15 protein-coding genes and 1 riboswitch are annotated in these 21,151 nt (G+C 34.5%); all 15 genes read right to left on the bottom strand.

The genetic code is table 11. The annotated features are described in order from the left end of the window. Positions 1–19: 19 nt before the first annotated feature. Complete coding sequence (locus ACHRVZ_RS10545; RefSeq protein WP_395422356.1) at positions 20–2,365, bottom strand: TonB-dependent receptor; 2,346 nt, start codon at positions 2,363–2,365, stop codon at positions 20–22. A gap of 291 nt (positions 2,366–2,656) precedes the next feature. Further along, on the bottom strand, positions 2,657–4,066 hold the full coding sequence (locus tag ACHRVZ_RS10540) for a pyridoxal phosphate-dependent decarboxylase family protein (protein ID WP_395422355.1): 1,410 nt from the start codon (positions 4,064–4,066) through the stop codon (positions 2,657–2,659). A gap of 98 nt (positions 4,067–4,164) precedes the next feature. Next, positions 4,165–5,388 carry a dicarboxylate/amino acid:cation symporter gene (locus tag ACHRVZ_RS10535; RefSeq protein WP_395422354.1) on the bottom strand — a complete coding sequence of 408 codons (1,224 nt, stop codon included), beginning with the start codon at positions 5,386–5,388 and terminating at the stop codon, positions 4,165–4,167. A gap of 98 nt (positions 5,389–5,486) precedes the next feature. Beyond that, a complete protein-coding gene (locus tag ACHRVZ_RS10530; protein WP_395422353.1) occupies positions 5,487–6,140 on the bottom strand; it encodes a class I SAM-dependent methyltransferase in 654 nt (217 codons plus the stop codon). 217 nt (positions 6,141–6,357) lie between these two features. Continuing rightward, complete coding sequence (gene metF, locus ACHRVZ_RS10525; RefSeq protein WP_395422352.1) at positions 6,358–7,314, bottom strand: methylenetetrahydrofolate reductase [NAD(P)H]; 957 nt, start codon at positions 7,312–7,314, stop codon at positions 6,358–6,360. Between the two features lie 153 nt (positions 7,315–7,467). Further along, complete coding sequence (gene metH / locus ACHRVZ_RS10520; protein WP_395422351.1) at positions 7,468–10,143, bottom strand: methionine synthase; 2,676 nt, start codon at positions 10,141–10,143, stop codon at positions 7,468–7,470. Positions 10,144–10,353: 210 nt separating this feature from the next. After that, positions 10,354–11,094, bottom strand: coding sequence for a hypothetical protein (locus ACHRVZ_RS10515; protein ID WP_395422350.1), 741 nt, complete (start codon positions 11,092–11,094; stop codon positions 10,354–10,356). Positions 11,095–11,142: 48 nt separating this feature from the next. Then, positions 11,143–12,147 (bottom strand): homocysteine S-methyltransferase family protein, encoded by a 1,005-nt coding sequence (locus tag ACHRVZ_RS10510; protein ID WP_395422349.1) that lies wholly within the window; start codon positions 12,145–12,147, stop codon positions 11,143–11,145. A 337-nt stretch (positions 12,148–12,484) separates the two neighbouring features. Further along, a riboswitch (SAM riboswitch) is annotated at positions 12,485–12,599 on the bottom strand. Positions 12,600–13,023: 424 nt separating this feature from the next. Beyond that, on the bottom strand, positions 13,024–14,076 hold the full coding sequence (locus ACHRVZ_RS10505) for an NAD(P)/FAD-dependent oxidoreductase (RefSeq protein ID WP_395422348.1): 1,053 nt from the start codon (positions 14,074–14,076) through the stop codon (positions 13,024–13,026). A gap of 103 nt (positions 14,077–14,179) precedes the next feature. After that, on the bottom strand, positions 14,180–14,755 hold the full coding sequence (locus ACHRVZ_RS10500; RefSeq protein ID WP_395422347.1) for a bifunctional precorrin-2 dehydrogenase/sirohydrochlorin ferrochelatase: 576 nt from the start codon (positions 14,753–14,755) through the stop codon (positions 14,180–14,182). Between the two features lie 156 nt (positions 14,756–14,911). Further along, on the bottom strand, positions 14,912–15,688 hold the full coding sequence (gene cobA / locus ACHRVZ_RS10495) for a uroporphyrinogen-III C-methyltransferase (RefSeq protein ID WP_395422346.1): 777 nt from the start codon (positions 15,686–15,688) through the stop codon (positions 14,912–14,914). Continuing rightward, entirely contained in the window at positions 15,681–17,771 is a 2,091-nt protein-coding gene (locus ACHRVZ_RS10490) for a nitrite reductase (protein WP_395422345.1), read from the bottom strand. The genes cobA and ACHRVZ_RS10490 overlap by 8 nt, the downstream gene beginning before the upstream one ends. 163 nt (positions 17,772–17,934) lie before the next feature. Then, positions 17,935–19,179: a sulfate adenylyltransferase subunit 1 gene (locus ACHRVZ_RS10485; protein ID WP_395422344.1), complete on the bottom strand. Its 1,245-nt coding sequence runs from the start codon at positions 19,177–19,179 to the stop codon at positions 17,935–17,937. Between the two features lie 152 nt (positions 19,180–19,331). Next, positions 19,332–20,237 carry a sulfate adenylyltransferase subunit CysD gene (cysD, locus tag ACHRVZ_RS10480; RefSeq protein WP_395422343.1) on the bottom strand — a complete coding sequence of 302 codons (906 nt, stop codon included), beginning with the start codon at positions 20,235–20,237 and terminating at the stop codon, positions 19,332–19,334. Positions 20,238–20,437: 200 nt separating this feature from the next. Continuing rightward, on the bottom strand, positions 20,438–21,148 hold the full coding sequence (locus tag ACHRVZ_RS10475) for a phosphoadenylyl-sulfate reductase (RefSeq protein ID WP_395422342.1): 711 nt from the start codon (positions 21,146–21,148) through the stop codon (positions 20,438–20,440). Positions 21,149–21,151 lie beyond the last annotated feature (3 nt).

The following is a 21,151-nucleotide window of genomic DNA, read 5'->3' as shown; positions in this document are numbered from 1 at the left end:
GGTTATTATTAATTTTTAGTTACTGAAGAAAGTATCTGAACTTAACTGAAAAAGCACGTCCGGGTTTTTGAACTTTAAAGTAGTCGTACACTTTTACATCAGTAATATTTCGGCATTCAAAAGCCAGATTGTATTTCCCATTTAAAAAAGAATAGGCAACCATAGCGTTTTGAGTAAATTGTTCCGGAATTGCTTTTTTAGTTTCTAAACTTCCCAAAACTGGCCAAGTCAGATAAAATGCGTCGATATAGTTTGCGCTTACATTTAGCGTAAGCCTGTCGCCTTGATATTTTATATTTTTAAAATTAAAAGTCAAATCAGCATTTCCGTAAAAGATCGGAACGTTTGGTAACTGCGCATCATATAATGCATCCGGGCTAGTTGTTCCTGCTTTGTATTTGTTTTTATTGAGACTTTTTTGGTAAGTCCCATTAACTTCGAAATTCAATAAATCTTTGTATCCGTATCTAAAGACACCATCAATACCTGTTATTTGTACATTTTGCAGATTTTCAAAAATTGTTTTATCTCCATCTTGTCTTTCACGAATAAAATCTTTGGCTTCTCTATAGATCAAACTTGTCTCGGCACTAAATTGATTTTTACTTTTTTGAGTAATAAAAGCCAAACCTAAATTAGCATTATCACTGCTTTCAGGTTTCAATCCGATGTTGCTGTTTATAGTTAATCCATCACCAAGCATTTCTGTCGCTGATGGCAAACGATAAGCATGTTCATAAGATCCTTTTATTTGAAGTTTATCTGTTAAATGATAGGCTGAAGTAGCTCCATAACCGTAGTTTGTCGATGACGATGATTGTGTTATATTATTAGCAATCATCTTTGTAGATAAATCGAACATTTTACCAAATCCGGAAATAGCCAATCGATTGTCCAAGCCACTAAAATTATAGCTTAGTCCTAAAATGTTTTTATCGATAGTAGGCTCTCCAAGTTCAACTACTTTTAGATACTCATTTGATTCTTTTCGTTTGTATCCTAAATAAGAATAATTTACAGCAATTGAATGTTGATCACTTACTTGATATTTCAAATTTGTAGTTACTTGCGAATTTGCTTCATCGTAAACATAAATTGTTTTATCGCCCAATTCTCCTTTATCATTTGCACCGGCAAATTGTCTGTAAACATAATTCCCTGTCCAGTCATAAACTCTTGAAGACGTATCTACGGAACGGTTATTTACTAAGGCATAAGTAGTGTTGATATTCAATGATAATCCTTTGGTAAAAAGATCACTTTTTTTAAATTTTAAAGAAGTAATAAAACTGTCACTATCAGTAAATGCTTGTCCAACGACTTTTTGCATTGTTCTTCCTTGCTGAATTTCTTTCTTATTTCCGGCAACAGCAAAACCAACAAGCAAATAATCAGCGAAACTTTTATTTTTAAATCCAGCTTCTGCCATTATAGTTCCAGATTTATAGCCATCGTGAAAGTGCTTGTATTTTTGTTCCGGCAAAAATTTCGAAGTATTTTTGTCAACCACACTTACATCTACTTTATAATCATTATCTGAGTAGTTTGCAAAAGCATTAATATTGGCAATAAACCCGTCTCGGCCTGAAAACCTGGTATTAACCGCAGCTCTGTGTGTATTGAATGAACCGTAACTATAAGAAGCGTCAATGTATCGATTCACATTTTTATTGGTAACAATATTCACTGCACCACCCAATGCATCAGCTCCCAACTCAATTGGAACAACTCCTTTGTAAACATCAATTCTTTCGGCCATGTTTACAGGAATATTATTTAGCGTAAGCGCAGAGCCATAACTATCCATTGGCACTCCGTCAAGAAAAAACTTAACCTGATTACCTGAAAATCCATTCAGAGAAAAGTTAAAAGCAGAACCTAATCCTCCATATTCACGAATACGAACTCCTGTTGTTTTATTCAGAACCTGATTTAAATCGGCAGATGTATTGTATGTTTTTTTAAGATCAACAGAAGTTATATTGTACGCCTGTTCTCGTGCTCTTTGAACTTTAGACTTTCCTGTTACAGCAACTTCATTCAAGTTTGCCATATCTTCTTCCATTGTAATGTCTTGTGTTGGTTTGCCTCCTTGCTTTAAAAAGATTACTGTTTCTGTTGTTTTAAAACCAACGTGAGTAATCAATAAAACATAATCACCTGCTTCGGCACTAATTTTATATTCACCTCTACTATTTGTCAGTATAGCATATGTTGTTCCTTTTAGTGCTACCGAAACACCTTCGGCAGGTTTACCAAGATTTGTTAAAATAACTCCCGTTAAGGTTACTTTATTTTTTTGTGAGAACCCTTGAAGCGAAGTGAAGAGAATCGCAATCAAGAGCATTAATCTACTAATTTGCATGATTTAAGTTTGGTTTGAAAATTAAATTGACAGCAAAATTAGGCTCTTCAAAGAGTTTTTCCAAACTATTTTTAATTATTCTAAATAAGAATAGCAATTAACTTTAAAACAGAGAAATCAATAAAAAACATTAACATCCTTAGTAAATAATTAACCTAATCTTAAGATTTGCTTAAAATTTACTAATCAAAAAGTTAAAATATTTAAGCATCATTTTCTTAAAAATCTAAAAAGAGAGCAAAAAAAAGCCCGCTTATCAAATAAGCGGGCTTTAAAAAATTTAAGCTTCTGTTATATTTCCAAATCCAGAATCGTTTCTTTTAGTTCTTGTATAACAATTTTAACATCACCTTCTGTAGTACGCCAATTTACAAACGAAGCTCTAATTCCTTTTCGATTTTGATATACTGTAGGCGTCATAAAAACTTTTCCTCTATCGTTTAGAGTTGTCAAAAATTCACTTACTTTCTCTTGATTATGTTCTCCTTTTAAAGTAAAACAAACATTATTGAGATGAATTGGAGCCAGCAATTCAAAATTACTGTCTTCAATAAGAGCATTTCCAAAATGCAAAGCAAGCAAGGCACTATTCTCCACAATATCCTGAAAACCATCTTTCCCATACGCTAATAAAGAAAACCAAACTGGCAACGCTCTTAAACGACGAGAATTTTCAGGTAATACATTTAGATAATTAAAATTCTCTAACGGATTTCCTAAATAAGGTGCATTCGAATTTTGAAAAGTTTCTATTTGAAGATTCAAATGTTCTTTCTTAATTAAATAAAAAGCACTTTCGTAAGGTACATTTAACCATTTATGACAATCAATTGTGATACTATCGGCTCCTTCCCAACCTTCAACAAGATGTTTAAACTTATCTGAAACGGCAGCAAAACCACCAAAAGCGGCATCGATATGCCACCAGAAATTGTATTTTTTTCTTAGTTTTGAAATTGCAGTAAAATCATCGAAATCAGCAGTATTGACTGTTCCTGCACTTGAAATCAGAATAAAAGGTTTTCCGTTTAAACTCAGAATATTCTTTTCTAAATCGGCTATATCAATTGCTTCACGATTCCCTTCAATAGTTTTAATTGTGTTGTAATTGTTACTTCCAATTCCTAACATAGATAATGTTTTTATCGAAGAAGAATGTGGTGTAGCGCTTAAAATATTGATCGTCTCAGAAATTCCATTTTTGGCAAAGTCTTTTCCAAATTGAGCTCCAAACCATTGTCTTGCGACTCCTAAACAAGCAAAATTTGACATTGTTGCTCCCGTTACAAATCCACCTAAAAATGATTTTGGCAATTCTAATAATTGCAACAATAAATTAATTGTTTCAAATTCTATCAAAGCCGAATTTCCTCCTTGCGCTTTGATTGACTGAGCATTTTGATCATATACTGAAGCAAGCCAATCTCCTACTATCGAAGCCGGAGTCGAACCTCCGGTTACAAAACCCAAATATCTTGGTCCGGGAGAGGCAACCATCAATGGTGCTAATCGCTCTTTAAATTCTTCCAAAGTTCCTAATGCTCCCAGACCCAATTCGTTTAATTCGCGTGTTGAATCTATTGATTCTTTGTTTGAAGTCGGAATGTTATCCAGGTTATTCAGGAAATCAATTCCTTGCTGTTTTGCCTTATCTAAAATATCTTCAATATGGTCTAAATCGTGCTGAAGTGCTAAATTCATTATCTATATTTAATGCTTATTTGCATAATCTTTAGTCCGAAAATGGCTTCTGGATTTTGCAGATTAATAATTATTTTCTCGTGCTGGTATTTAACTTATTACCATTTTGTTTTTTCAGAAAACCGTGAAATCATCATCGAAGAAATCAGATCGCCATTTGCGTTTAATACGGTAGCAATCGGGTCGACAAGTGTTCCTAAAATCATCGCCACCGGCAAAGCTTCTGCCATTGGCAAACCATAAACTGTTATTGCTAAAACTTCTCCAATATAACCTCCATTTGGAATTCCGCCTTCAACAATCGAAACAATTATAGTTATTCCAAGTGCCAAAAGTATGGTACTTGGCTCAGTAAAGTCTTTTCCAAACATGGCAAATAACACCGTAATTTTTAAAATTGAAGACATACTCGAACCATCTTTGTGCAATGGCGCACCAAGCGGAATAACCACATTTCGAACATGAGCCGGAATTTTCATTTTTTCGGCAGCCTCAAGATTAGCCGGTATTGTTGCAATACTGCTGCAAGTACCAATGGCAGTAAGTGCAGGAGTTACATTATTACTCCAAAAAACTACAAAAGCTCTTTTACCTCCCGCTATAAAAGCATAGAAACTAAAAAAAACAAAGAAATAAAACAGGCATGCTCCATAATAAATACCTAATGGTTTAGCATAAGTCCCAAATAATTGCGGTCCATAAAAACTAACCTGATAGGCAAAATAAGCCCCTAAACCCAATGGTGCCATTTTCATGATAATAGCTAACAACTGTTTCATCACTTCATTTCCTGAGTCTAAAAAGCTCTTAAAACTGCTGCCTTTTTCTCCCGCTTGCAAAGTCGAAAATCCCATTAAAAACGAAAAAATGATAAGTGCTAACATACTTTTTCGAGACAATAATTCGAAAAAATCATTGGTTGTAAGCAATCCTGCAATTTGATCGCCGGTATTCCCCATCGTAATGGCTTCGAGCGGATTTTTAGACAAAATAATATCTTGATGAATTGGAAAAAGATATACTGCTATAATCATAACGATAGCAGAAGTAATAAGTGTTCCCAGAAAAACGACAATCATTATGACAAATAATCGTCCTAACTTTTCTGTTTTTTCTAAATTGGCAATAGAGGAACTAATTGTAAAAAAGATCAGCGGGATAATAGCTGTAAAAAGTAAGTTCAGAAAAATGTCTCCAATTGGTTTTATTACTTCAATCTTTTTCCCAAAGATTAACCCTAAAATACTTCCTGCAATAATACCACCTAAAAGCAACAGAATGCTGCTGTAGTTTTTAAAAAAATTGATTTTTTTAACCTCCATAATTTAATCGTATTACAATTTAGAAATAGAAACTTGAAATAAAAATCAATTAAATTACTCAAAAAAAGAGTGCTAAAATTGGCAGCAATAGTTTTTTACTATTTTTCTAAAACTAAAGTAGTAAAATCCCTGTCGACTAATTCACCGGTTTTACTTTTTACTTTTTCTCTTAAAGTCTCTTTACTTATGATTTTAAAAAGTGTTTTTCCTATTAGTTTTTCAGCCCTTTCTGTGCTGTAAAGATCAAATTCAAATTGAGTAAAAGGAAGTTGTTTCATAAAACTCTCCTCGGCAAAAGTGATGCATAGAATACCTTTTGATTGTAAAACTCTATGAATTTCCGAAAGTAGTTCTTCAGGATTTTTCCAGAAATAAATAGTATTAACAGTGAATACTTTATTGAATGAAGCATCTTCAAATGGAATTTTATTTCCATCATAAAGAGAAAAGAAAGCCTGCTTTTGCGAAACAAAATTTCTGTTAATCTGACGTGCTTCCTGAAACATTAACTCAGACATTTCCAGCCCGTAATATTTTAAGTTTTCAGCTTGTTCGATTAGAAATTCTAAATGACCTGCATTTCCATGACCAAGTTCTAAAATTTTATCTCCAGACTGTATATGTAGATTCTGAATAGAATGTTGTGTCATGTTGATGTTGGTTTCATGCATCATATTGGCCATTTCTATTCCTTTTTCTCCTGTTGGATGTTTTAGCTGTGAAGCTATGGCTTGTAATTCTTCTTGTTTCATAATGGTAAAATTAAATTCCAAAATTTAAATTCCAAATTCCAAAAGCTACGTTATTTTTGTCATTCCGAGGAACGAGGAATCACACTAGAAACTCCGCAAAGTATATCGTCCAATCTTTGTAGACATACGAGTGTGATTCCTCGTTCCTCGGAATGACAAACTGTACTTGAATAACTTTGTAAAAGTGTAAAACTTTTACAAAGTTCAGAGTGTATCATTAAAAAACCTTACTCGCGATCTGGCGAATATTTTCAGATTTTCCCATTGAATAATAGTGTAAAACAGGAACTCCAGCCGCTTTTAATTCTAACGATTGTTGAATTGCCCATTCGATTCCGACTTGTTTAATATCGGCGTTATTCTTGCATTTATCTACAGCATCGATTAAATCTTCTGGTAAATCGATACGGAAAATTTGTGGTAAAATCTGTAAATGTCTTTGAACAGCAATTGGCTTAATTCCAGGAATAATAGGAATTGTGATTCCTATTTCTCTTGCTTTTTCAACAAATTTAAAATACTTAGCGTTATCAAAAAACATTTGTGTTACCACATAATCAGCTCCGGCATCTACTTTTTCTTTCAGTCTTTTTAAATCTGATTGTAAAGATGGTGATTCTAAATGTTTCTCCGGATAACCAGCAACACCAATACAGAAATCTGCTTTGTTGTCGATATCCATAACTTCATGCAGGTATTTTCCGCAGTTTAAATTATTGATTTGTTTTACCAAATCAATCGCAAAATGATTACCGCCCGGTTTAGGCACAAAAGATTGTTCGTCTTTCATAGCATCGCCTCGAAGCGCCATTACATTGTTGATTCCCAAATATTGACAATCTACCAGCATATATTCTGTTTCTTCCTGCGTAAATCCTCCACAAAGCAAATGCGGAACGGTATCTACATTGTATTTATGTTTTATAGAAGCACAAATTCCAAGTGTTCCCGGACGCATACGAGTTAACTTTTTATCTAAAAGTCCATTTCCTTTATCAATATAAATATATTCTTCGCGAGAAGTTGTCACATCAATAAACGGCGGTTGAAATTCCATTAACGGATCAATATTATCGTATAGTTCATTAATACTTTTCCCTTTTTGAGGTGGAATAAGTTCGAATGAGAATAATGTTTTTCCTTTGGCGTTTTCTATATGTTCTGTTACTTTCATTTTTTAAATTATGAGTGATGATTATGAGTTTTGAATAGTTTGTGTAAAAAATCTGAAATCAAAAAACGTTAATCAAATATGTTGTTGTTTCAGGTTTAACGTTTCAAGTTGCTATAGAGAACTTTAAACCTGAAACTTGAAACAAAAAACTTTTTAATCTGCTATATTAGGATTTAACCATTTGCTTGCGTATTCAGTTGACACACTGCGTCGTTTGGCGTAATCTACCACCTGATCTTCTTTTATTTTTCCTAGTCCGAAATATTTACTTTTCGGATTTCCGAAGTAGTATCCTGAAACTGATGAAGCTGGCCACATCGCCATACTTTCCGTTAAGGTTACTCCAATTTCGTCGGCTACATTTAAGAGTTTCCAAATTGTTGGTTTCTCTAAGTGATCCGGACAAGCTGGATAGCCAGGAGCGGGACGGATTCCTTTATAATTTTCTTCGATCAAATCTTCTGTCGAAAGTGATTCTTCAGCATCATAACCCCAGAAATCCTGACGTACTTTCTCGTGCAAATATTCAGCGAAAGCCTCAGCAAAACGATCCGCTAATGCTTTAACCATAATGGAATTATAATCGTCTAAATCTTTTTCGAATTCGGCTGCCCATTCATCAACACCAAAGCCTGTAGTTACACAAAAAGCTCCAATATAATCTGTAACCCCTGAATCTTTTGGCAAGATAAAATCAGACAAAGCGATGTTTGGTGCTCCTTTTGTTTTTTGTGATTGCTGACGAAGCGTTAAGAATTTCTCCAACACTTTTCCGTTTTCATCACGCAATTCTATATCATCATCATCAACCTGATTCGCAGGGAAGATTCCATAAATTCCTTTTGCAGATAATTTTTTCTCTGCCAAAATCACTTTCAACATTTCCTGAGCATCTGCAAAAACCGAAGTTGCTTGTTCTCCCACAACCTCATCAGTTAAAATTGCCGGATATTTCCCGAACAATTCCCACGTTCTAAAAAACGGTGTCCAGTCGATATACGGAACCAAAATATCTAAATCTACTTCGACGATTTGTTTACCAATTACTTTTGGTTTGGTTGGTGTATATTCATTCCAATCCAATTGCAATTTATTTTTACGCGCTTGCTCGATCGTTAGGAAGTTTTTATCTCTTGAACGATTTAAAAACGTTTCTCTAAACGCATCATAATCTGCACGAATATCGCTTGCATATATTTTACGGTTATGATCTAATAGATTTCCTGCAACGGTTACGGCACGTGAAGCATCGTTTACGTGAATTACAGTTTCTCTATATTGTGGTGCAATTTTCACGGCAGTATGTGCACGCGAAGTCGTTGCTCCACCAATCATAATCGGAATTTTAATTCCTTGTTTGTCTAGTTCTTTAGCCAAATACACCATTTCGTCAAGCGAAGGTGTAATCAGTCCGCTTAATCCAATAATGTCTACATTATGTTCAATCGCCGCAGCAATAATTTTTTCCGGAGGCACCATAACACCAAGATCTACAATCTCGTAATTGTTACAGGCCAAAACTACCGAAACGATGTTTTTACCAATATCGTGAACGTCACCTTTTACGGTTGCCATCAAGATTTTTCCGTTTCCTTGTTTATCTCCGGCTTGTTTGCTTGCTTCAATAAATGGCAATAAATACGCCACTGCTTTTTTCATTACACGTGCCGATTTTACAACCTGAGGCAAAAACATTTTTCCGCTTCCAAATAAATCTCCTACGACATTCATTCCCGTCATCAAATTAATTTCGATAACTTCAATAGGTTTTGTTGCCGCCAAACGTGCCTCTTCAACATCTTCTTCAATAAAAGCATCAACTCCTTTTACTAATGAATGTGTGATACGTTCCTGAACCGTTCCTAAACGCCATTCCTGAATCGCTTTTTCATCTGATTTTACTTCGCCTTTTACGTTCTCAGCAAAATCCAGAAGTCTTTCTGTTGCGTCATCACGTCTGTTTAAGATTACGTCTTCAACGTGCTCTAACAAATCTTTTGGAATATCATCATAAATCGAAAGCATTTCCGGATTTACGATTCCCATTGTCATTCCGTTCTTGATCGCATGGTATAAAAACACCGAGTGCATCGCTTCACGAACGGTATCATTTCCTCTAAAAGAGAACGAAACGTTACTCACACCACCACTAATGTGCGCGTGAGGCAAGTTATCACGAACCCATTTTGTACCTCTAAAAAAGTCCAAAGCATTTAAGCGATGTTCTTCCATTCCGGTTGCAACTGGGAAAATATTCAAATCGAAAATAATATCCTGTGGAGGAAAACCAACTTTGTTTACCAAAATATCATACGAACGCTGACAGATTTCAACTCTTCGGTCAAAATTATCGGCCTGACCAACTTCGTCAAAAGCCATGATAATTGCCGCAGCTCCATATCGTTTGATTAATTTGGCGTGATGAATAAAGGCTTCTTCACCTTCTTTCAACGAAATCGAGTTTACAACGCTTTTTCCTTGTACTACTTTTAGACCCGCTTCAATGATTTCCCATTTCGAGCTGTCGATCATAATCGGTACTCTCGAAATATCCGGTTCTGACGCAATTAAATTCAGGAATTTTGTCATTGCCTGAACACCATCAAGCATTCCCTCATCCATATTAATATCGATGATCTGTGCTCCACCTTCTACTTGTTGTCTTGCAATATCAAGTGCTTCGTCATATTTCTCTTCCTTGATTAAGCGAAGGAATTTTCTTGAGCCTGTTACATTCGTACGCTCACCAACGTTTACAAAAACACTGGTTGGCGTAATAATCAACGGTTCTAATCCTGCTAATACAAGGTCTCTTCTTTTTTCTGCCATTTCTTTTTAAGTTACTAAGGTTCTAAGATGCTTAGATTCTAAGTTTTATATCCTATATGTTTAAGGTTCTTTAACCTTTTATCTTTTCTAATATCTTTTTGGGCGTGTCCCTCCGGGCCGGGCTATCCGCTATTAGTCCTCGTACTTCCTTCGTCAGGCTGTGGGCTAGCCGCTGCTATCCCTCACGCAAATTCGGTTTCATAAGAAATTCTATAATTTGTTTTTATAACTGATTTTCTTCATAAAACTTTCAATTCTATTTTCCGATTCTTTATCTCCTATAAAAATTTCGATAGCATTATCACCTTTCATTTTATAGTTTAGCTTATAAGAAATATACTCGTCTAAAATTTCATCATAAAACTTAACACGAATTTGGATAAGACCTCCCTTAGCAAGCTTAACAAAATTTGTGTATGACAAATTAATTGTACCTGAAGTACTAATTGGGTGTTCTTTACTAATCCTTGGAATCTTATTTCCTAAATTATTATATTGATAATAATCTCCCCAATCTGTGTCATTTATATTTCTGAATAAAATGAAAAATTCAAAAGAAACATTAATTGCATCTCGTAATTTTGTGTTGATAAATACAATTCTATATTTTATCCCTTCATTCTCTGGACTAAATGCTATTGCATTAGATAACACTTCAACATAAGGAGAGTCACTCTTTAATTTTTTTAAATCATAATCATTTGAAACATTAATTTTTTTATCAAAAACATCCCTACTTTCAATGACTTCTTTAGTTACAGTATCAATTTTATTTGAATTAAGTTCTACGTGACCAATAATTTTACCATCATTAGATAAAGATTGCGCTCTAAAGTCATTTAGCTCAATTTTGTCTCTTTCAGCATCTTTGATTTGCTTAAAATACCCGATCCCAGTAAAAATGTAACCAATTATTGTAAATACAAGTCCTCCAATTATCCAATTATTCATCTATTATTTATAATTTAATTTACTATAAAAACAAGCTTTTAAGAATCTCTATACTAACACCGACGCCACACGTGGTTTATAATCCTTCGCAACTTCCGCTATTAATCGAATATGATCCGGAGTTGTTCCGCAACAACCACCGATTATGTTGATTAAATTATCATCTAAATATTCTTTAATGAAAGCCTGAGTTTGTTCCGGTGTTTCATCGTATTGTCCGAATGCGTTTGGCAATCCTGCATTTGGATGTGCCGAAACATTAAAGCTGGTATGTTGTGCTAATGTTTTCAAGTACGGTTTCAACAAATCGGCTCCAAGAGCACAATTGAATCCTACACTTAATAACGGAATATGTGAAACTGAAATCAGGAATGCTTCAACAGTTTGTCCTGAAAGTGTTCTTCCTGAAGCATCTGTGATCGTTCCTGAAACCATGATCGGAATATCGATATTACGATCTTCTTTTACTTCTTCAATAGCAAAAAGTGCTGCTTTGGCATTTAAGGTATCAAAGATGGTTTCTACTAAAAGTAAATCGCAACCTCCATCCATTAAAGCTTCAACTTGTTGTTTGTAAGCAATACGTAAATCGTCAAACGTTACGGCTCTGTAACCCGGATCATTTACATCTGGCGACATACTTGCTGTTCTGTTTGTTGGTCCGATTGACCCGGCTACGAAACGTGGCTTGTCCGGATTTTTGGCTGTAAATTCATCAGCTACTCCACGGGCAAGTTTAGCCGATTCGTAATTTAGTTCGTAAACGTACTCTTCCAGGAAATAATCGGCCATACCGATTGTTGTTCCTGAGAAAGTATTGGTTTCTACGATGTCTGCGCCGGCTTCGTAATAAGCGGCGTGGACATCGCGGATTGCCTGTGGTTGTGTTATGGATAGTAAATCGTTGTTTCCTTTTAACGGATGCGGAAAATCTTTGAAACGCTCTCCTCTAAAATCTTCTTCGGAGAAATTATAGCGTTGCAACATTGTTCCCATTGCTCCATCTAGGATTAGGATATTTTTTTTAATTGCTTCCTGAATTGTTGTTGACATAGCTTTTATCTTTTAGCTGCTAAGACACTATCCCGAAGCCTCGGGACTAAGTCGCTAAGTTTTTTTTTATTTTTTATTATCTTGAAATAGATCCCTAACAGGTTTTTGAAACCTGTTAGGATACGTTATTTTGATTCACTTTAATTCCGAAAATTCACTATTCATGGCTAATTAGCCCCGATTGAGCCGGTATCCTCGCAATGAAATGGAGAGATATAGGCGAAAGCGGGAACGATTGACGGCAAAAATGCGCCAATGATTCGCTCATGATACTGAAATTCAGTAAAATTATGTTGTAAGGTTGTCAGGAAAAGTTGGAGAAATACTTTATGTATTTGTGTTATCTATCTTTAATACTATGAATTAGTATAAAGTAGAATGTAGCACCTTCTTTATGATAAAGGGTTGCTAAGGTTTCATTGGGTCTTTCCCTCCGCCTTTCGTGATAACTTTCAGTAATTTTAAGAACAGTGCAAAGTAAAGACATAAGCTTAACAATTGCAAGTTTTTTTTAAGTTTCTGAGAGACTAAGTTACTAAGGTTCTAAGTTTTTCTTAAAGATGCTCAGACGCTATCGAGACTGAGGTTCTAAGTTTAATACTTTACTTATATTAAAAGCTCCAGCGGAGCGTAATGTTTATAGCAAAAAAACATCATTCTATAGAAAGCTCCAGCGGAGCGACATAGCTATCATGTTTTGAACATAATATTTCACCCCGCTGGGGCTTCTGCCAACAAATATCGTTAATTCTATAAATATGTCATCCCTCTGGGATTCTTAATAATAGTGAATAAAAAAAGCCCAAACTTTAAAAGTTTGGGCTTTGTATATAAAAATCTTAGAGCCTTAGTTACTTAGAACCTTAGCGTCTTAGACTAAACAATCGCCTTAACAACCGCTTTTGGAGCTTCTTTACGAGTTCCGTCGAAACCGTCTACACCAGAAACTGTCGTATATTTTAATACGTATTTTTTACCTGGATTGATGATTTGATATGCTGCCTGACACATTAAAGTTGCTTCGTGGAAACCACAAAGGATTAATTTCAACTTTCCTGGGTATGTATTTACGTCTCCAATAGCGAAGATTCCCGGAATATTTGTCTGGTAATCTAATGCGTTGTTTACTTTAATTGCATTTTTCTCGATGTCTAATCCCCAGTCTCCAATTGGACCTAATTTTGGTGTTAATCCGAAAAGTGGAATAAAATAATCGGTCTCGATTTTACGGTGCGCTCCGTTTTCTTCGATATCTAAGGACTCAATATGCTCTGCACCATTGATTCCGATAACTTCTGCCGGTGTAATTAATTTAATTTTTCCTGAAGTTTTTAATTCCTGTACTTTTTCTACAGAATCTAAAGCACCTCTAAATTCGTTTCTACGGTGAATTAAAGTTACTTCTGAAGCTACGTTAGACAAGAAAATACTCCAGTCTAAAGCTGAATCTCCTCCTCCGGCAATTACAACTCTTTTATCTCTGAATTTTTCCGGATTTTTGATGAAGTATTTTACTCCTTTATTTTCATAAAACTCGATATCTTCAATAAGTGGTTTACGTGGCTCAAAACTTCCTAAACCTCCAGCGATTGCAATAACCGGTGCATGAAATTTAGTTCCTTTATTTGAGGTTACGATAAAACTTCCGTCTTCTTGTTTGTCAATAGTTTCAGCACGTTCTCCTAATGTATAACCAGGCTCAAATTGTTTAATTTGTTCTTGTAAGTTATCAATTAAATCTCCTGCTAAAACTTCTGGGAAACCAGGAATATCATAAATAGGTTTTTTTGGATACAATTCTGAAAGTTGTCCTCCTGCTTGTGGCAAAGCATCTAAAATATGACATTTTAATTTTAATAATCCTGCCTCAAAAACGGCAAATAAACCTGTTGGGCCTGCTCCAATTATAAGTATATCTGTTTTAATCATTATGCTGTTGTTTATAATCATTCTTAATAATACAAAGAAACGAATAATTTATTCTATTTTCAATGATTTTTATCATTCATTTCTTTGAGAAATTTTTTACTCTTTATTTTTTTAATGAAGCAGTAATTTCGTTCATTTTTTTAACCTTATCTTCAAAATTACCTTTTAATGTCTTTCGGTATTCATTCAGATTTTCAACCATTTGATTGATATCATCCGGAATTACTTCTTCAAAAAACTCACGCAATCTTTTGGCCGTTGTTGGTGATTTTCCGTTGGTCGAAATGGCGATTTTCACATTTCCTTTTGTTACAATTCCACCTAAATAATAGTCACATAAATCCGGCGTATCGGCAATATTGCAAATCAAATAACGCTTTCGGGATAAATCATATACCTTTTTATTGACTTTTAAATCATCTGTACAAGCGATTACCATGTGACGCTTTTTAAGCATTTTCTTTTTGAACTTCGATTTTGTTAATGTAATCGAAGGATGTTTTTCGGCCAAAACCTTAATTTCTAAATGAAAATTTGGCGCCACAACCTCAACATTTGCGTTTGGACTTGACTTTAGCAAAAAAGACAACTTCTCTAATCCTACATTTCCACCTCCCACAATCAAAACATTCAGATTATGAAGTTTTAAGAATATTGGATATAATTCGTTTTGTTCCATTTTAATTTAATTTCATCTAAACAAAATTAGATGATTTTTTATTACCAAAATATAATTCTCTTTGGCAACTTGGGGTTAAAACCCGACCCTACGTTATTTACATTCTCTCCCAGGGTTAAAACTCTGGGCTAAAATATTGGTCGTTCCTCCGGAACTTTATCGGATGATTTCTTTTGATAGAAATTCTTCGTAAAATCCTTTTAGCTTATTGCTTTCGCGGACCACTTCTCCAAGAACAATAATTGCAGGTGAACTCAATTTTTGTTCTTTTACAATTTCAAGAATCGAATCTACAGTTCCTACTCCTACTTTTTCTTCAGAAGTTGTTCCGTTTTGAATAATCGCAACCGGTAATTCTCCTTTGTTTTCTTTTTGAAACAAGTCGATAATTTGAGGCAATTTGTGCATTCCCATCAAAATCACAACTGTTGCAGATGATTGCGCGGCCAATGCTACATCTGAAGATAATTTTCTGTCTGATGTTGTTCCGGTAATCGCCCAAAAACTTTCTGAAACTCCTCTTTTTGTAATGGAAATTCCCTGACTTGCAGGAACTGCCACTACTGAAGAAATTCCAGGAATTACAAACGTTTCGATTCCGAAACTTTCTGCAAAATCAATTTCTTCACTTCCGCGTCCAAAAATGAAAGGATCTCCGCCTTTTAAACGCACTACATTTCCGTACGTTAATGCATTATCTACAATCAATTGATTGATTTGATCTTGCGTATAAGCGTGATTTCCAACTCTTTTTCCAACAAAAATCTTGATAGCGTTTTTGGGAGCGTGTGCTAATATTTCGTCATTGGCCAATGCATCGTACAAAACCACATTCGCTTCAGCTAGTGCTTTTACGGCTTTCAGCGTAAGCAAATCCGGATCTCCGGGACCTGCGCCAACTAAAGTTACTTTGGGTTTTATTGTATTATGCATTTGCTAATTCTTGAGCTCTATATTTTTCTATTGTATCAAAAAATGCAATTCCTTCTTGAATGTATTTTTTTGCAAAAGCTTCTGAAGGTTCATTTTGATTGATTTGATATACCAATTCTCTGAATGTTGTTGGCAATTGAATTTTATCTGTTGCGATGAAAACATTGTCAAATAAATCTACAATTCCTGCATGATTATTTGTTTTTTCGTTTTCAGAAAGCAACAATGCTTTTGCACCATTTACAAATCCGGCGTAAGCGTGATAAATTGCATCTGACCATTTATTTTCGTCGAATGATTCTTGTGCGAAAGTCAATTTATCTTTAGCTTCTAATACCAAAGTAGCAACTAAATCAATTACAACACCGGCACATTCTCCAACTCCAACTGCTTTTACATAGTTGTCTGCATTACCCCAATCAATGAAATCAGCTTCGGTTAAATTGGTTACATCTGCGAAAGGTTTTAAGATTTCATAGAAATATTTCTCTCCTTTTGCATCATAATAATTAAGGAATTTTTCTCCGTTTGCATTAGCATCAAAATCATTTAAGATTGTACGCAAAGCATCTGGTCCTCTACGGCTTGGAATTTTGATAACTTTATCAGCAAAACGTCCAACTCCATTTCCTAATCTTCCTCCACCTAATAAAACTTGTAAAGCTGGAGCAACTAATTTCCCTGAGTTGATTGACATTCCCTGAAAACCAATTGCAGACATATTGTGTTGTCCACAAGCATTCATACAACCCGAAATTTTAATTTCAATTTCACGATTATTCAAATACTGAGGATATTCTGCATTTAAAACTTTCTCCAATTCTTCTGCAATTCCGGTACTACTTGCAATCCCCAAATTACAAGTATCTGTACCCGGGCATGCTGTAATATCTGCAGTAGAATTATATCCTAAATGAACAAAATTCAATTTGGCTAATTCCTGGTAAAAGAAAGGCAAATTTGCTTCTTTTACGTGACGTATTACAATATTTTGACGCAATGAAAAACGCAATTCATTTGCTGCATAATTTTTAATCAAATCAGCTAATAATCTCGCTTTATCAGTATAAAAATCTCCTAATAAAACTTTGATTCCAATAGCATAATAACCCGCTTGTTTTTGTGCAATTACATTCGATTTTTTCCACGCTTCATACGCTTTAGTATCTTCGATTGTAACTTGTGGCACTTCTAATAATGGTTCCGGAATTGGTCCATCAAAAGCAGTTGTATCTATCTCATATGTTTCAAAAGCAATCGCTTTTTTCTCTTTTTCAACCAAATCAAGGAAAACATCTCTTCCCATTTCTTTAATTAAGAATTTCATACGCGCTTTCATTCTTTTTGCACGTTCACCATATCGGTCAAAAATACGGATGATTCCTTCTGCTGTTGGAATAATTTGATTTACGGGAACAAATTCTGAAAGTAGTTCGGCATGTGCTGGCTGAGATCCTAGACCTCCACCAAAAACAATTTTAAAACCTTTTTCGCCATTTACAATTTTCGGAATAAATCCTAAATCGTGTAAATAACTCAAAGCGGTATCTTCATCTGAAGAAGAGAACGAAATTTTGAATTTACGTCCCATTTCCTGACAGATTGGATTTCTTAATAAATATTGAAACATTCCGTGTGCATAAGGCGAAACATCAAACGGTTCATCTACATCTACACCTGCTAACTCACTTCCTGTAATATTTCTCACTGTGTTTCCACAAGCTTCACGCAATGTAATATCGTCTTTAGCCAAATTTGCCCAAAGCTCTGGAGTTCTATCTAAACTTACATAGTGAATCTGAATATCCTGACGTGTTGTAATATGCAAACGTCCTGTAGAATATTCGTCAGAAACTTTAGTAATACGCACCAATTGCTCGCTCGTTACTTTACCATATGGCAGTTTGATACGAATCATTTGAACGCCTTCCTGACGTTGTCCGTAAATTCCACGCGCTAAACGAAGACTGCGAAAACGCTCATCATCAATTTTTCCTCCACGGAATAAGTGAATCTTTTTTTCTAAATCGATGATCTCTTTCTGAACAATCGGATTTTCTATTTCTGTTCTAAAACTTTCCATTTCTTTTACGCTTTAGGCTTTAGGCTATACGCTTTAAGCTTTATTAACTTTGTCTTTTTCTGGCTTGGCTCTAAGCAATAAGCTTCAAGCTTTCTTACATGCCTTTTTATACGTTTTTTGCTTAAAGCTTACAGCCTAAAGCTTATTGCTTACAGCAGTGAAACTACCTAATGAATCCTACTCCTGCTGTTGTATTTGTTGCTGTATCAATTAAGATGAAAGCACCATTTGATTTGTTTTCGTTGTAAGCATCAAAATATAAAGGTTTGCTTAACTTAATGCTTACTTCTCCTATTTCGTTGATTGCTAATTGCGAAGCTGGTGTCGTTCCTGAATAATCTGTTGCAATTGTATTTGTTATGCTTTCTATTTTAGCCAAAACTCTATTAGTATTGTGCTGCACTAGATATTTTGTTCCTGGAACCAATTTCTTACTGTCCATCCAACAAATTGTTGTTACAATATCTTTTTCAATTTTTGGAAGCTCTGACGATTTTACAATCATATCACCTCTTGTTACATTGATATCACTTTCTAATTCAATTGTAATTGAAGAACCTGCAACAGCTTCATCAAATGTTTTATCGAAAAAGTGAATTTTAGATACTTTTGATTCTGTTAAAGAAGGAAGAACTGTTACAGCATCTCCAACTTTTATTGAGTTTCCGTATAATTTTCCTGCGTAACCTCTAAAATCATGGTATTCTTCTGTCTTTGGACGAATTACAGTTTGAACCGGGAAACGTGCTTTTCCTGTTTCAAAAACATCTGAAGAATGTAATCCTTCTAAATGTTCTAAAACGGTTTGACCTGTATACCAAGGCATATCTTTAGATTGATCAACTACGTTTCCGCCATTGATTGCACTTAACGGAATATAACTTACGTTTTGCTCCTTGAAAGTACTTTTTGCATTTAATGCCTGAAAATCGGCTTTGATTTTATTGTAAACTTCTTCAGAATAATCAACTAAATCCATTTTATTAATTGCTACAATTACCTCTTTTACTCTCAATAAATTATTGATAAAAAAGTGACGGTAAGTTTGCTCAATTACTCCTTTTCTGGCATCAATTAAAATAATAGAAACCTGCGAAGTCGAAGCTCCTGTAACCATATTTCTAGTGTATTCTACGTGTCCCGGAGTATCGGCAATGATGTAACTTTTCTTTGCAGTCGAAAAATAAATATGTGCAACATCAATTGTGATTCCTTGTTCTCTTTCGGCTACTAAACCATCAGTCGCCAATGAAAAATCAAGATAATCGTATCCTTTTTGTTTACTGCTTTTTTCGATTGCTTCAATTTTATCTGTAGTCAATGATTTTGTATCGTACAATAATCTTCCAATTAAAGTACTTTTTCCATCATCTACACTTCCTGCTGTTGCTATTTTTAAAACTTCCATTCTTAATATTTTGTTTCAGGTTTAAAAATTTTGTTTCAAGTTTAATGTTTCAAGTTTTTGAAACGCTTTAACTAAAATTTAAATCTGTATGTTTTTTTGAATTTTACTTTTCAGTATTTTTAATTAATAATTTATAATTCACAAATTAATAATTAAAAATATCCTTGTTGTTTTCTCTTTTCCATTGCGGCCTCAGAACGTTTGTCGTCGATTCTGGCTCCTCTTTCAGAAATGGTTGATTCTCTAATTTCTCCAACAACTTCCTGGATTGTTGCGGCATAAGATTCAACAGCAGCTGTACAACTCATATCTCCAACGGTTCTGAAGCGAACAATTCTTTCTTCGATTTGTTCGTCTTCTTCTTGGTACACAAAAGGAGAATGCGACCAGATTAAACCGTCTCTCAAAAAAACTTTTCTTTTATGTGAAAAATAGATAGATGGAATCTCGATGTGTTCTTTCTCGATATAACTCCAAACATCTAATTCTGTCCAGTTTGAAATTGGAAAAACACGAACGTTTTGTCCATTTTCAATTTTTCCATTCAAAATATCAAATAACTCCGGACGCTGATTTTTTTCATCCCACTGACCAAAGTCATCACGAACTGAAAAAATACGTTCCTTTGCTCTTGCTTTTTCTTCATCACGACGCGCACCACCAATACAAGCATCGAACTTAAATTCTTCGATTGCATCTAAAAGTGTTGTCGTCTGTAAGCTGTTTCTACTAGAATACTTTCCAGTTTCTTCAACCACTTTCCCTTCATCAATCGCATCCTGAACATTACGAACGATCAACTCTAAACCCAATTCCTCAACCAGTTTATCTCTAAAAGCAATTGTCTCAGGAAAATTATGTCCTGTATCAACATGCAATAGAGGAAACGGAATTTTAGCAGGGAAAAATGCTTTTTGAGCCAAACGAACTAATGTTATAGAATCTTTTCCTCCAGAGAAAAGTAAAACAGGTTTGTCAAATTGTGAAATTACTTCTCTGAAAATGTATATCGCTTCACTCTCTAAAGCGTTTGTTTTTAATACTGAACTTGAACTCATTTGATATTTTGTTTAATGCTTGACAGTTTCTAGTTTCAGATTTTTTTTGTGAGTTTAATCTAAAATCTATATCACTATCGTTATTCTGTGTTTTTGTTTTTGTCTTTAATCAACAGATAAAATCCGGCGCTACAATATGAATCGTCCCTCCGGAACTTTAAATCTATATTCTTTATTCTATTCTCTTGCCTCTAACTTCTTTATTCTTTTTTAGCACTATGCAAACCACATTCTTTATGGCTAGATTCCCAATACCATCTTCCGGCTCTAATATCTTCTCCAGGAAAAATGGCTCTTGTACAAGGCGCGCAACCAATACTTACGAAACCTTGTTTGTGCAATGCATTTTGAGGAACGTTGTTTGCTGATAAATAGGTTTCAACTTCTTCTAAAGTCCATTTTAATAATGGATTGAATTTTATGATTTCAAAACCTCCATCATATTCAAACATTTGAAGATCATTTCTATTCTCTGATTGTTCCGCTCTTAAACCCGTAATCCAAACTGAATTTCCTGCTAAAGCTTTTCTCAACGGAACTACTTTACGAATAAAACAGCATTCTTTTCTATTCTCAACTGATTCAAAAAAGCTATTGGGCCCTTTTTGTTTTAGTAAATTTTCTACTGCTGTTGCTTCTGGAAAATAAACCTCAATTTGCTTTTTGTATTTTTTTAATGTTTTATGAAAAACATCGTAAGTCTCCTGAAATAATCTACCTGTATCTAAGGTAAAAATGGTAATATCCTGATTACTTTTTGCTATAAAATCTGTAATCACCTGATCTTCTTGCCCGAAAGAAGTGGAGAAAATAACCTTTCCGGGATATTCTTCAGCCAAAAAAACTAAAGTTTCCTCAAGCGAAAAATCTTTCGTTTTATCTAATAATGTTTGTATAATTGTCGCACTCATATT

Origin of the sequence: Flavobacterium sp. FlaQc-57 (genome assembly GCF_044007395.1) — a bacterium.
In the GTDB taxonomy this organism is placed as follows: domain Bacteria; phylum Bacteroidota; class Bacteroidia; order Flavobacteriales; family Flavobacteriaceae; genus Flavobacterium.
The sequence above is the reverse complement of the archived record's forward strand: the minus strand, read 5'-3'. Positions and strand labels throughout refer to the sequence as shown.

Excerpts from the sequence above, each read along its gene's own strand:
- ACHRVZ_RS10545 (WP_395422356.1), bottom strand. The coding sequence starts at position 2,365 with ATGCAAATTAGTAGATTAATGCTCTTGATTGCGATTCTCTTCACTTCG.
- metH (WP_395422351.1), bottom strand. The coding sequence starts at position 10,143 with ATGGCAGAAAAAAGAAGAGACCTTGTATTAGCAGGATTAGAACCGTTG.
- ACHRVZ_RS10535 (WP_395422354.1), bottom strand. The coding sequence starts at position 5,388 with ATGGAGGTTAAAAAAATCAATTTTTTTAAAAACTACAGCAGCATTCTG.
- ACHRVZ_RS10540 (WP_395422355.1), bottom strand. The coding sequence starts at position 4,066 with ATGAATTTAGCACTTCAGCACGATTTAGACCATATTGAAGATATTTTA.
- ACHRVZ_RS10530 (WP_395422353.1), bottom strand. The coding sequence starts at position 6,140 with ATGAAACAAGAAGAATTACAAGCCATAGCTTCACAGCTAAAACATCCA.
- ACHRVZ_RS10500 (WP_395422347.1), bottom strand. The coding sequence starts at position 14,755 with ATGGAACAAAACGAATTATATCCAATATTCTTAAAACTTCATAATCTG.
- cysD (WP_395422343.1), bottom strand. The coding sequence starts at position 20,237 with ATGAGTTCAAGTTCAGTATTAAAAACAAACGCTTTAGAGAGTGAAGCG.
- metF (WP_395422352.1), bottom strand. The coding sequence starts at position 7,314 with ATGAAAGTAACAGAACATATAGAAAACGCCAAAGGAAAAACATTATTC.
- cobA (WP_395422346.1), bottom strand. The coding sequence starts at position 15,688 with ATGCATAATACAATAAAACCCAAAGTAACTTTAGTTGGCGCAGGTCCC.
- ACHRVZ_RS10505 (WP_395422348.1), bottom strand. The coding sequence starts at position 14,076 with ATGATTAAAACAGATATACTTATAATTGGAGCAGGCCCAACAGGTTTA.
- ACHRVZ_RS10510 (WP_395422349.1), bottom strand. The coding sequence starts at position 12,147 with ATGTCAACAACAATTCAGGAAGCAATTAAAAAAAATATCCTAATCCTA.
- ACHRVZ_RS10475 (WP_395422342.1), bottom strand. The coding sequence starts at position 21,148 with ATGAGTGCGACAATTATACAAACATTATTAGATAAAACGAAAGATTTT.
- ACHRVZ_RS10485 (WP_395422344.1), bottom strand. The coding sequence starts at position 19,179 with ATGGAAGTTTTAAAAATAGCAACAGCAGGAAGTGTAGATGATGGAAAA.
- ACHRVZ_RS10490 (WP_395422345.1), bottom strand. The coding sequence starts at position 17,771 with ATGGAAAGTTTTAGAACAGAAATAGAAAATCCGATTGTTCAGAAAGAG.
- ACHRVZ_RS10515 (WP_395422350.1), bottom strand. The coding sequence starts at position 11,094 with ATGAATAATTGGATAATTGGAGGACTTGTATTTACAATAATTGGTTAC.